Source organism: Agromyces sp. Root81 (assembly GCF_001429165.1).
GTDB lineage: Bacteria > Actinomycetota > Actinomycetes > Actinomycetales > Microbacteriaceae > Agromyces.
Window position 1 is genome coordinate 921,845 of sequence record NZ_LMIR01000002.1, and the last position, 11,736, is coordinate 933,580.

Below are 11,736 nucleotides of genomic sequence, written 5' to 3' on the forward strand. Positions count from 1 at the left end.
GCTCCGTTCCGCAGGTCGTCGTCGACCCGTTCGCAGGGTATCGGCGTCAGACGTCGTAGTCGACGACGACGCGGTCGGACTTGGGGTGCGACTGGCACGTGAGCACGTAGCCGCGTTCGAGCTCATCGGGTTCGAGGGCGTAGTTCTCGGTCATGGCGACGCTGCCCTCGATGATGCGTGCACGGCAGGTGCCGCACACTCCCCCGGCGCAGGCGAACGGCACGTCGGCCCGCACGCGCAGCGCCGCATTCAGGATCGACTCGTTCGCGCTCACCGGGCTGTCGACGGTCGACGACAGGCCGTCGAGCGTGAACTCGATCGCGACGGTCGGTTCGCCGCGCTCGACCACCACCGGGCGGCCGTGGCGCGGCTCGACCCGGTCGGCATCGGTCGTGAAGAGCTCGTAGCGCACGTGCTTGGTCGGGACGCCGCGCGTCTCGAGGGTGTCGCGAGCGAGCTGCACGAGTTCGAACGGCCCGCAGAGGAACCACTCGTCGACCGTCTCGGGGCGGATCAGCACGTCGAGCATGCGGTCGAGCTTCTCGCCGTCGATACGTCCAGACAGGAGCGGCGCGGTGCGCTGCTCGCGCGAGAGCACGTGGTGCAGGGCGAGGCGCGACGGATAGCGGTCCTTCAGCTCGGCGAGCTCCTCGAGGAACATCACGTCGAGCGTCGAACGGTTCGTGTAGACGAGCTCGAACTCGGATGTCGCGGAGCGAGCCAGCACCGTGTGGGCGAGCGCCATGAGCGGGGTGATGCCCGACCCGGCGGCGATGCCGACGATGTGCTTGCCGTCGAGCTCGTCGAGGCTCGAGGTGAAGGTGCCCTGCGGGCTCATCACGTCGAGGGTGTCGCCCGCGACGAGTTCGGTGTTCGCCCACGTCGAGAAGAGGCCGCCGAGGTCGCGCTTGATGGCGACCGAGACGCTGCCCCGCACGGGCGGCCGGCAGATCGAGTAGCTGCGGCGCAGCTGGTGGCCGTCGAAGTCCTTGCGGAGCGCGACGTACTGGCCGGGCAGGTACGTGTAGTCGTCGGCGAGTGCGTCGGGCACGGCGAAGGTGACCTCGACGGCGTCGGCGGTGAGCGGACGCACCTCGGCGACCTCGAGCGAGTGGAAGCGCGCGCGGTGGCGCTTCGCGACGTGCTCGCCTCCCACGGTGCTCTGCAGGAATGCCGAGGCGACCGCGGCATCGGGCGTCGGGGTCGCCGTCGACCCCAGGTTGCGGGCAGCCATCAGAGCACCTTGAAGTAGTCGAAGGGCTCGAGGCAGTCGCGGCACTCGTAGAGGGCCTTGCACGACGTCGAGCCGAAGCGGGCGAGTTCGCGGGTGTTGAGCGAGTCGCAGCGCGGGCACTTCACGGCGAGCTGCACGCGCACGGGGCCCGAACCCCGGGCTGCGGCGTTGCCGGTCGGCGCCTGGATGCCGTAGGTGCGGAGCTTCTGCTTGCCTGCGTCGCTCATCCAGTCGGTGGTCCACGCGGGGGCGAGCACGAGGTCGACGCGCACCTCGTCGTAGCCGGCGTGCGTGAGCGCGAGCAGCACGTCGTCGCGCATGGCCTCGAGCGCGGGGCATCCGCTGTACGTGGGCGTCAGCTGCACGCGCACGGCGCCGTCGTCGCCGATCTCGACCGAGCGGAGCACGCCGAGGTCCTCGATCGTGAGCACCGGGATCTCGGGGTCGGTCACGGTCGCCGCCACCGCCCAGGCACGCGCGGCCGCGGGGTCGCTCGGCACCGGTCGGGCGACCGATGCCTCGGGTGCCCCGGCGCGCTGCGCCACCGCCGCGGTCACCATGATGCTCCGGGGTGCGCGCGGGCGAGCACCTGCATCTCGGCGAGGAGCGGCCCGAGGTGCTCGGTGTGACGGCCCTCGCGGCCGCCGCCCGAGGCGATGAACGCGGTGCGGCCGGCCGGCCGCTCGAGCACGGCCTCCGCGAACACCTCGTCGATGACGGCGTCGAACGCCGGTCGCAGGCTCGACGGCAGCACCGCGACCCCCGTCGCGGCGAGCCGCTCGACGAGCGCGTCGTCGACGAACAGCTCGTCGACGTAGGGCCAGGTGTCGGCGATCGCGAGGAGCATGCGACGGCGCGACTCCTCGGTGCCGCCCGCGAGCCGCAGCACCCACTGGGTCGCGTGATCGCGGTGGTAGTCGACCTCCTTCACCGACTTCGCGGCGATCGCCGCGAGTGTCGGATCGCTCGAGTCGACGAGCCGCGAGTACAGCTCGAACAGGTACGCGGATGCCGCGAGCTGACGCGCGATCGTGTGGGCGAAGTCGCCGTTCGGCTGCTCGAAGAGCCAGGCGTTGCGGAACTCGGGTTCGCCCCGCCAGTAGGCGAGGTCGTCTTCGCTGCGGCCGCTCGCGGTGCCGGCGTAGTGCAGCAGCGAGCGGGCGTGCCCGATGAGGTCGAGGGCGATGTTGCCGAGCGCCACGTCTTCTTCCAGCTCGGGCGCGCGGGCGATCCACATGCCGAGCTGCTGGGCGAGCACGAGGGCGTCGTCGCCGAGGCGCAGCGCGTAGTCCGCGGCATCCGGTGAGGCGACCGCCGTGGTGCCGTCGGCCGCGGTGCCCGCGAGCTCTTCGGTGAGCGCGAGCCGGTCGACGGAGACGTCGCCGTGGAGGTCGCCGTGCGGGTCGAGGTCGGCGCCGCTCACAGGTGCTTCACCCCTTCGCTCTTGGTGTAGTAGACCGCGTGGCGGTAGTTCTTGCCTGCGGGGCTCTCGAAGAAGGCGCCCTTCGCGTCGGGGTCGCTCGTCGTAACCGCGTCGGCGGGCACGACCCAGATCGAGACGCCCTCGTTGCGACGGGTGTAGAGGTCGCGCGCGTTGCGCACGGCCATGTCGGCGTCGGGCGCGTGCAGCGATCCGACGTGCACGTGCGAGAGGCCGCGGTTGGCGCGCACGAAGACCTCCCAGAGGGGCCAGGCCTCTGTTCCGATCTCACCGGGTGTCGACATCACGCCACCGCCCCTGCTGCGGCGAGCGCGCGCTCTGACTGTTTGCGGGCGTACTCGTGCGCCGCCTCGCGCACCCAGGCGCCGTCTTCGTGGGCCTCGCGGCGACGCCGCAGGCGCTCGGCGTTGGCCGGACCGCGGCCGGCGAGCACCTCGTGGAACTCGGTCCAGTCGATCTCGCTCATGTCGTACTCGCCGGTCTCCTCGTTGAAGCGCAGGTTCGGATCGGGCAGCGTCACGCCCATGACCTCGGCCTGCGGCACGAGCATGCCGACGAAGCGCTGGCGCAGTTCGTCGTTCGAGAATCGCTTGATGTTCCACGCCATCGACTGCGCCGAGTTCGGCGACTCGTCGTCGGGCGGGCCGAACATCATGAGCGAGGGCCAGTACCAGCGGTTCACCGCGTCCTGCGCCATCTCGCGCTGCGCCTCGGTTCCCTGCATGAGTTCGAGCAGGATCTCGAAGCCCTGCCGCTGGTGGAACGACTCCTCCTTGCAGATGCGCACCATCGCCCGGCCGTACGGCCCGTAGGAGGCGCGGCAGAGCGGCACCTGGTTGCAGATCGCCGCGCCGTCGACGAGCCATCCGATCGCGCCCATGTCGGCCCACGTCGGCGTCGTGTAGTTGAAGATCGAGGAGTAGCGGGCCTTGCCGGCGATGAGCTGGTCGGTCATCTCCTCGCGCGTGATGCCGAGGGTCTGCGCGGCGGAGTAGAGGTAGAGCCCGTGACCGGCCTCGTCCTGCACCTTGGCCATGAGGATCGCCTTGCGCTTCAGGCTCGGCGCACGCGTGATCCAGTTCGACTCCGGCTGCATGCCGATGATCTCGGAGTTGGCGTGCTGCGAGATCTGCCGGATGAGCGTCTTGCGGTACGCGTCGGGCATCCAGTCGCGCGGCTCGATGCGGGAGTCGGCGGCGATGAGGTCGTTGAACCTGGCCTCCTCCACGGAGAGCTCCGGATCGACCACGCTGAGGTCTGCTGGAGAGGTCATCGTCGACTCCTGTGTCTCTGGATTCGGCATTACTAACCGATCGTTCAGTTAGTATATGCTCATCCCGAGCGCTGCGGCAACGCTGCGCGAACGGATGAACTCGATGAGGAGCTTCACATGACGGATGCCTCGACCACTTCCACCCGCGCCATGATGCAGCGCGACCAGGCCTCCGCGGCGCTCGGCATGGTCGTCGAACTCGACGAGCCCGGCCACGCCGTCGTCTCGATGCAGGTTCGCGACGACATGACCAACGGCTTCCACATCACGCACGGCGGGTTCGTCTTCACGCTCGCCGACACCGCATTCGCGATCGCCTGCAACGAAGACCACACGATCACCGTCGCCGCAGGAGCCGACATCACCTTCCTGAAGTCCACGGTCGTCGGGCAGACGCTCACCGCCACCGCCCTCCGCCGTGCACGCAGCGGCCGCACCGGCCTCTACGACGTCACGGTCGTCGACGAGCAGGGCGACGCGGTCGCCGAGTTCCGCGGCCGCTCCATCTCCACCAACCGCACCATCTGACCCAGCCTCCAGGAGCCCCAGTGTCGACGACGACCAACTCCCCCTCCATCTCCGGCCTCACCCCGGCGGCACTCGAAGACCTCGACCCCGAAGAGCGGATGACCCGCGCCGAGGTCGAGGTGCTCCAACTCGAGCGCCTCCAGCAGACCGTCCAGCACGCCTACGACAACGTGCCCCTCTATACGAAGAAGTTCGACGAGGCGGGCGTGCACCCCCGCGACATCCGCTCGCTCGCCGACGTCGTGAAGCTCCCCTTCACGACCAAGGAGGACCTGCGCCAGACCTACCCGTTCGGCATGTTCGCTGTGCCCATGGAGCAGGTCGCGCGCATCCACGCCTCGAGCGGCACCACGGGCCGGCCGACCGTCGTGGGCTACACGAAGGGCGACCTCGACAACTGGGCGACGCTCATCGCCCGCTCGCTGCGGGCCAGCGGCATCCGCCCTGGCATGAAGGTGCACAACGCCTACGGCTACGGACTCTTCACCGGCGGCCTCGGCGCGCACGGCGGCATCGAGAAGCTCGGTGCCACCGTCATCCCGATGTCGGGCGGGCAGACCGCGCGGCAGGTGCAGCTCATCATCGACTTCGAGCCCGACGCGATCCTCTGCACGCCGAGCTACCTGCTGACGATCGCCGACTGCATGGTCGAGCAGGGCATCGACCCCCGTTCGACCTCGCTGAAGGTCGCCGTGCTCGGCGCAGAGCCGTGGACGAACGAGATGCGGCACGAGCTCGAGCAGCGCCTCGGCATCGACGCGCTCGACATCTACGGCCTCAGCGAGGTGATGGGCCCGGGCGTCGGCAACGAGTGCCTCGAGACGAAGGACGGGCCGCACATCTGGGAGGACCACTTCCTGCCCGAGATCATCGACGGCGACACGGGCGCGCAGCTCGCCGACGGCGAGATGGGCGAGCTCGTCTTCACCTCGCTGACCAAAGAGGCGTTCCCGGTCATCCGCTACCGCACGCGCGACCTGACGCGACTGCTGCCCGGCACCGCCCGGCCCGGCATGCGCCGCATCGAGAAGATCACCGGCCGCAACGACGACATGATCATCCTGCGCGGCGTGAACCTCTTCCCGACGCAGATCGAGGAGATCGTGCTCGGCATCGAGCAGCTCACCCCGCACTTCATCCTCGAGCTGCGCCGCACGGGCACCATGGACGACATGACCGTGCGCATCGAGCGGCACCCCGACCTCTCGGTCGAGGTCTGCCAGGCCGCCACCGTCGTGCTCGCCAAGCGCATCAAGGAGGGCATCGGATCGACCGTCGCCGTGCAGCTCGAAGAGCCCGGCACGCTCCCCCGCAGCGAGGGCAAGTACAAGCGGGTCTACGACCTCCGCGGCGCGTGAGCGGATGTCGCGTGGCTCCTGCAGCCCGCAGTGAGCACCGGGTGCGATGATGATGGCGATGTCTGAGAACGGTTCACTTCGACGCGGGCGCCCCGGGTACGACCAGCAGGGGATCCTCGAGGTCGCCATCGCCGCGTTCAACCAGTACGGCTACGACGCGACCTCGATGGGCGTGCTCGCCGACCGGCTCGGCCTGTCGAAGTCGGCGATCTACCACCACTTCGCCTCGAAGGACGAGATCCTCGAGCGCGCACTCGACGACGCCCTCAGCGCCCTCGAAGGGGTGCTCGGGGAATCGGGCGCCACGCAGGGCCGCGCCGCCGACCGTCTCGAGGCGGTGCTCGCCGGCGCCGTGCATGTGCTCGTCGAGAAGCTGCCGTCGGTCACGCTCCTGCTCCGCGTTCGGGGCAACACCGAGGTCGAGCGGCGCGCCCTCGCCCGACGCCGCGCGTTCGACCGGGCGGTCACCTCGCTCGTCGAGGAGGCGCAGGCCGAGGGCAGCCTCCGGTCCGACATCGACCCGAGCGTCGTCGCACGCCTCGCCTTCGGCATGATCAACTCGATCGTCGAGTGGTACCGCCCCGGCGGCAAGGAGGACGCGGACCGGCTCGCCGGCGACGTGATCGCCATCGCCCTCGACGGCCTGCGCATGCCCACGTCGAACCGCGTGGACGAACTGCTCGGCTGACGCGGGTCAGTGCACCACTGACTCAGTCGACGACGACTCAGCAGACGCTGATTCAGTCGACGCTGCGCATGCGGTCGCTGCGGGCGAGGAACGTCGCGGCGACGATCGTCACGATGCACAGCACCGCCGGGACGATGGTCTTGCCCACGTCGCCCTGCAGCGCGCCGATGAACGAGTCGACGCCCTGCACGATGGTCATCGCCACCGCGATGATGAGCAGGCCCGCATCGGACCGGAACATCGGCGAGACGAGCGCCATCACGACGAGTGCGACGCTGCGCGAGGTCGCGTACAGCGCGTCGCTCTCGAGTCCGCCGTCGATCACGGCGAGCACCGAGTAGGTGGCGCTCACCCCCGCGCTGATGACCGTGACCGCGTAGCAGATCCAGAAGGCCGCACCACGGGCGGCGGTGCGCGTCGTTTCGCTCATGGGTTCAGGGTGGTGGGCGCGGGAGGCCGCCGTCAAGCGATCAGGCCGCGGGGCGCGGCATCCGGTGCGTCTGGTGGCGGCGGGATGCCGCGTGGCGCGGCGCTCGACCGGCCGTCGCGGCGGGGACAACTGCGGGGGCCGCGCCGAGCGCGGCGGCTTCGGTCGCCGCCGATTCGGCCCGGCGTTCGAGCGCCACCCTGCGGCGCTCGAGCTCGAGGGCGACGCGCTCGTCGTTCGCGGCGACGAGGTGTGGGAAGGCGATTTCCGAGATCAACATGTCTGCTCCTGTGGTGTCTGGTTCGAGACTCCTCGCTAAGGAGGGCCCGAGACATCCGGAGATCGCCCTATTCGTCGGATCAGTCGCCTTATTCCTCGGATGGGTCGCCGTACGCGACCGCGCAGTCGGTTCGCGGCCGCTCGGCCGACGACGCTCAGCGATCGAGCTGCAGGCGCGACCATGCCAGCGCGGTGAACGCCCCGAAGACGGCCGGCACGGTCGGCACGACGGCGAGGCTCCCGATCGGCACGGTTGCGGGATCGATCGCCCAGAGCGCCGGCGCCACGATCGGCACCCAGGCGCCGATGCCGAAGACCGCCATGACCTGGGCCAGCACCAGCAGCACCACGGTGGCCGCGATGCCCGGCAGCAACCCGCGTCCGAGGGTGGCGGCCCAGGCTGCCGGCACGGCGATGAGCGCGGTCAGGATCGCGAGCACGGGAACACGCAGGAGTTCGACGGCGCCGGATGCGTCCGTCGCGCCGTAGCCGAAGGCCAGCCCGAGGATCGCGACGGCTGCGGCGAGCAGCACCGCTGCTCCGATGGCCCACACGAGGTAGACCGCGAGCTTGGCGAGCGCGATGGTCGAGCGGCGCACGGGCAGCGCGAACAGCCCGCCGACCGTGCCGTCGGAGAACTCACGACCGTAGAGCCAACTGAGCGCCACCCCGAACGCGAGCAGGCCGCCTGCCGAGGTGATCTGCGACACGATGCCGACGAGCCCGGCCCAGCCGTCGAGCCGCGCGAGCGGTCCGAGCTTGGCCAGGAGCAGTTCGTCGCTCGAGCCCGCCGCTATCAGCATGCCGAGCGCGAGCACGGCGACGCCGATCACGAGGAGCACCGTGATCGAGGCCATCACGCGCGACGCCGCGGCCTTTCGGGCCTCGACCGCCACGGCCGTGCGGAAACCGGAGTTCATGCGATCTCCTCGCGTTCACTGTCGTCGGCATGCAGCATCGCGAAGAAGGCCCGCTCGAGATCGACGCCCGCGGGGTCGAGCGAGCCGATCGTGCGACCCGCGTTGACGACGGTGATACGGTCGGCGATTCGCGCGACTTCGTCGAGGTGGTGACTCGAGACGAGGATGCCGGCCCCCGCGCCGGCGCGGCGGAGGAGCGCTTCGCGAAGCAGGATCACCCCGGCCGGATCGAGCGCGTTCGTCGGCTCGTCGAGCACGATGAGCGCCGGATCGTGCTGCAGCGCCGCGGCGAGACCGAGCCGCTGGCGATTGCCGAGCGAGAGGCGGCTCGCCCGAACCGTCGAGTAGCGGGCGAGATCGAACTCGGCGATCGCCCGGTCGACGAGTGCGCCGGCGGTGCGGCGTTCGATGCCGTGCAGACGGGCGGCGACGATGAGGTTCGACCTCCCGTCGAGCTCGGAGTAGGCGAGCGGATGCTCCACCAGCTGACCCACTCCCGCCCAGATGGACGACGGACCTTCCCCGATCTCGATGCCGTCGATCCGCGCAGTGCCCGCCTGCGGGCGGAGCATGCCGAGCAGCAGGCGCATCAGGGTCGTCTTGCCCGCGCCGTTGAGCCCGACGATGGCGTGGATCTCGCCGGGCCGGACCAGGAGGTCGATGCCGTGCACGCCGGCACCGCCCGGGAACCGGCGCACGAGACCGAGCGCCTCGAGCCGCGGCAGCTCCGCCTCAGTCATGGCGCACGTCGATCACGTCGAGCGCGTCGTCGATCGCATCGGTCAGCGTGCCGGTGTCACGTTCGGCCCACGAGTACAGTCCGGCCACGAGTGCCGCGAGCACGGATGCCGCGGCGACACGAGCCGCCTCGGGCGCGGCGCCGTCGGCCACCAGCTGCTCGACGATCGACCGCTCGGTCTCGCCGGTCGATCGCCACATCTCACCGCGGAGCGATGGAGTGCGGGCGACGATCCGCACCCGGCGGCGGATGGCCGGCTCCTCGGGTTCGGGCAGCGCCCGCCACGCGGCGCGCACGCCGTTCACGGCACGCAGGAACGGCCGTTCGGCGCGTGGCCGCGCCGCAACGGCGGCGATGAGCACCGGGTCGTACGGATCATCGAGCAGCAGATGAGCCTTCGTCGGGAAATGACGGAAGAAGGTCATCTCGGTGACCCCTGCCGTACGGGCGATCTGGGCGGCAGTGGTCGCTTCGTAGCCCTGCCGTTCGAACAGGTCGAGCCCGGCACCGATGAGCGCCGCGAGCGTGCGCTCCCGTTTCGAACGGGGACGGAAGCTGCCATCGGGCGATGTCGTCATGGCTTCATGTTAGTCACTAACATTTCTGAATGGAAGGCTCGCTTCGGATCACGCCGCCGCGGCCCCTCAGCACCTTGTCGGTCGCGTGCGCCAGAGTGGGGGGATGACCCTCGCAGCGCCGCCCTCCGACACCAGATCCGCTGCGCTCGCCGCCTTGCGAGAGCTCGTCGGGCGCGACGACGCCGAGTTCCACGACGGGCAGTTCGATGCGATCGAGGCACTGGTCGAGGGGCGCCGGCGCGCGCTCGTCGTGCAGCGCACCGGCTGGGGCAAGTCGGCGGTGTACTTCGTCGCGACCCTGCTGCTGCGCCGACAGGGCGCGGGGCCGACGGTGCTCGTCTCGCCGCTCCTCGCCCTCATGCGCGACCAGATCGCGGCCGCCGAGCGTGCCGGCGTGCGCGCCGTCGCCATCAACTCGACGAACGCGCACGAGTGGGGGGACGTGCTCGCACAACTCGACCGCGACGAGGTCGACGTGCTGCTCGTCTCCCCCGAGCGGCTCAACAACCCGGCGTTCCGCGAAGAGCAGCTGCCCGCGCTCGTGCGCCGCATCGGCATGCTCGTCGTCGACGAGGCGCACTGCATCAGCGACTGGGGCCACGACTTCCGGCCCGACTACCGGCGGCTCCGCGACCTCATCTCGCAGATGCCCGCCGAAGTGCCGGTGCTCGCGACGACGGCGACCGCGAACAGCCGGGTGGTGGCGGATGTCGCGGAGCAGCTCAGCACGGGCGCGGCCGACGGCGCGGCCGACGGCGCAGCCGGACCCGAGGTGCTCACGATCCGCGGGCCGCTCGCCAGGGCGTCGCTCCGTCTCGGCGTGCTGCGGCTGCCCGATTCGCCGAGCCGACTGGCCTGGCTGCTCAGCCACCTCGACGACCTGCCGGGCTCGGGCATCATCTATACGCTGACCGTCGCGGCCGCCAACGACACCGCCCGGCTGCTGCGCGAGCGCGGCCACGAGGTGCGCGCCTACACGGGCCAGACCGACACCGACGAGCGCACCGAGTCCGAGGGCATGCTGAAGCGCAATGAGGTGAAGGCGCTCGTCGCCACGAGCGCCCTCGGCATGGGCTTTGACAAGCCCGACCTCGGATTCGTGCTGCACCTCGGCGCCCCGTCGTCGCCCGTGGCCTACTACCAGCAGGTCGGCCGTGCCGGCCGTGCCAGCGAGAGCGCCGACGTGCTCCTGCTCCCCGGCACGGAGGACGCCGCCATCTGGCACTACTTCGCGACCGCGTCGATGCCCGACCAGGAGCGGGCCGAGCGCGTCATCGGCGCGCTCGGCGACGTGCCGGTCTCCACACCCGCCCTCGAGGCGATGGTCGACATCCGCCGCACCCCGCTCGAGCTGCTGCTGAAGGTGCTCGACGTCGACGGAGCGGTGCGCCGGGTGCAGGGCGGCTGGGTCGCGACCGGCACGCCGTGGGTCTACGACGCCGAGCGCTACGAGCGCATCGCCGCCGAGCGTCTCGCAGAGCAGCAGCACATGATCGACTACGAGCAGACCGACGGATGCCGCATGGAGTTCCTCCAGCGATCGCTCGACGACGACACGGCCGCGCCCTGCGGGCGGTGCGACAACTGCGCGGGCGTCTGGTATCCGCGTGAGATCGCGGCATCCGCCACGGCCACCGCCGCCGAATCGCTCGACCGCGTCGGCGTGCCGATCGAACCGCGCCGCGCGTGGCCGACTGGAGCCGATCGTCTCGGCGTGCCCGTCAAGGGTCGCATCGCGCCCGCCGAGCAGGCGAGCGAGGGCCGGGCGCTCGCGCGACTGACCGATCTCGGGTGGGGCGGCACGCTGCGCGAGCTGTTCGCGCCCGGCACCGCCGACGGGCCCGTCTCGCCGCAGGTGCTCGCCGCCTGCGTACGCGTGCTGTCCGATTGGGGCTGGGCCGAGCGCCCGGTCGCGGTCGTGGCGATGCCGTCGCGCTCGCGCCCGCTGCTCGTCGACTCGCTCGCCCGCGGCCTCGCCGAGGTCGGGCGGCTCCCGTACCTCGGCGCGCTCGAAGCCCGGAACGGCGGGCCGACCGGTCAGCCCGGCGGCAACAGCGCGTTCCGGCTCGCCGGGCTGTGGGACCGATTCGCGGCCGACGGGCTCGACGTGCCCGCCGGCGGGGTGCTGCTCGTCGACGACCAGGCCGACAGCCGGTGGACCCTCACGATCGCCGCGAAAGAGCTCCGCCAGGCGGGCGCGACCGAGGTGCTGCCCTTCGTGCTCGCACTGCGGGGCTGAGCGCGCCTGATCGGAGCTGAAGCGCCCGGAGG

General features: G+C 70.8%; 14 protein-coding genes. 4 read left to right on the forward strand and 10 right to left on the reverse strand.

The window, feature by feature from the left end; all coding sequences use genetic code 11:
- Window positions 1-46: 46 nt before the first annotated feature.
- Genes paaE through paaA form a run of 5 tightly spaced genes read right to left on the reverse strand, consistent with a single transcriptional unit; the run spans window position 47 to window position 3,948 of the window.
- Complete coding sequence (gene paaE, locus ASE14_RS09350; RefSeq protein WP_082600405.1) at window positions 47-1,234, reverse strand: 1,2-phenylacetyl-CoA epoxidase subunit PaaE; 1,188 nt, start codon at window positions 1,232-1,234, stop codon at window positions 47-49.
- Window positions 1,234-1,794: a 1,2-phenylacetyl-CoA epoxidase subunit PaaD gene (gene paaD / locus ASE14_RS09355; protein WP_082600407.1), complete on the reverse strand. Its 561-nt coding sequence runs from the start codon at window positions 1,792-1,794 to the stop codon at window positions 1,234-1,236. The genes paaE and paaD overlap by 1 nt, the downstream gene beginning before the upstream one ends.
- The gene (paaC, locus tag ASE14_RS09360; RefSeq protein ID WP_056653902.1) at window positions 1,788-2,657 is read right to left on the reverse strand and encodes a 1,2-phenylacetyl-CoA epoxidase subunit PaaC; all 870 of its coding nucleotides are present in this window, start codon (window positions 2,655-2,657) and stop codon (window positions 1,788-1,790) included. The genes paaD and paaC overlap by 7 nt, the downstream gene beginning before the upstream one ends.
- Window positions 2,654-2,959: a 1,2-phenylacetyl-CoA epoxidase subunit PaaB gene (paaB, locus tag ASE14_RS09365; RefSeq protein WP_056653907.1), complete on the reverse strand. Its 306-nt coding sequence runs from the start codon at window positions 2,957-2,959 to the stop codon at window positions 2,654-2,656. The genes paaC and paaB overlap by 4 nt, the downstream gene beginning before the upstream one ends.
- Window positions 2,959-3,948: a 1,2-phenylacetyl-CoA epoxidase subunit PaaA gene (paaA, locus tag ASE14_RS09370; protein WP_056653909.1), complete on the reverse strand. Its 990-nt coding sequence runs from the start codon at window positions 3,946-3,948 to the stop codon at window positions 2,959-2,961. Before paaA ends, paaB begins: the two co-directional genes overlap by 1 nt.
- 117 nt (window positions 3,949-4,065) lie before the next feature.
- Between paaA and paaI the strand changes: the two genes are divergently transcribed.
- From paaI to ASE14_RS09385, 3 genes are all read left to right on the forward strand, one after another.
- Window positions 4,066-4,476 (forward strand): hydroxyphenylacetyl-CoA thioesterase PaaI, encoded by a 411-nt coding sequence (gene paaI / locus ASE14_RS09375; RefSeq protein ID WP_056653912.1) that lies wholly within the window; start codon window positions 4,066-4,068, stop codon window positions 4,474-4,476.
- A gap of 98 nt (window positions 4,477-4,574) precedes the next feature.
- Complete coding sequence (gene paaK / locus ASE14_RS09380; protein WP_082600805.1) at window positions 4,575-5,834, forward strand: phenylacetate--CoA ligase PaaK; 1,260 nt, start codon at window positions 4,575-4,577, stop codon at window positions 5,832-5,834.
- A gap of 58 nt (window positions 5,835-5,892) precedes the next feature.
- Complete coding sequence (locus ASE14_RS09385) at window positions 5,893-6,522, forward strand: TetR/AcrR family transcriptional regulator (RefSeq protein WP_157372909.1); 630 nt, start codon at window positions 5,893-5,895, stop codon at window positions 6,520-6,522.
- 52 nt (window positions 6,523-6,574) lie between these two features.
- Here ASE14_RS09385 and ASE14_RS09390 read toward each other — a convergent pair whose 3' ends face one another.
- From ASE14_RS09390 to ASE14_RS09410, 5 genes are all read right to left on the reverse strand, one after another.
- A complete protein-coding gene (locus ASE14_RS09390) occupies window positions 6,575-6,952 on the reverse strand; it encodes a hypothetical protein (protein ID WP_056653918.1) in 378 nt (125 codons plus the stop codon).
- 40 nt (window positions 6,953-6,992) lie between these two features.
- On the reverse strand, window positions 6,993-7,229 hold the full coding sequence (locus tag ASE14_RS09395; protein ID WP_056653921.1) for a hypothetical protein: 237 nt from the start codon (window positions 7,227-7,229) through the stop codon (window positions 6,993-6,995).
- A gap of 154 nt (window positions 7,230-7,383) precedes the next feature.
- Window positions 7,384-8,148 carry an ABC transporter permease gene (locus ASE14_RS09400; protein ID WP_056653923.1) on the reverse strand — a complete coding sequence of 255 codons (765 nt, stop codon included), beginning with the start codon at window positions 8,146-8,148 and terminating at the stop codon, window positions 7,384-7,386.
- Window positions 8,145-8,888: an ABC transporter ATP-binding protein gene (locus tag ASE14_RS09405; RefSeq protein ID WP_056653925.1), complete on the reverse strand. Its 744-nt coding sequence runs from the start codon at window positions 8,886-8,888 to the stop codon at window positions 8,145-8,147. Before ASE14_RS09405 ends, ASE14_RS09400 begins: the two co-directional genes overlap by 4 nt.
- Window positions 8,881-9,465, reverse strand: coding sequence for a TetR/AcrR family transcriptional regulator (locus tag ASE14_RS09410; protein WP_056653928.1), 585 nt, complete (start codon window positions 9,463-9,465; stop codon window positions 8,881-8,883). The genes ASE14_RS09405 and ASE14_RS09410 overlap by 8 nt, the downstream gene beginning before the upstream one ends.
- Before the next feature lie 103 nt (window positions 9,466-9,568).
- Between ASE14_RS09410 and ASE14_RS09415 the strand changes: the two genes are divergently transcribed.
- Entirely contained in the window at window positions 9,569-11,704 is a 2,136-nt protein-coding gene (locus tag ASE14_RS09415) for a RecQ family ATP-dependent DNA helicase (protein ID WP_056653930.1), read from the forward strand.
- The last annotated feature ends 32 nt before the right edge of the window (window positions 11,705-11,736 follow it).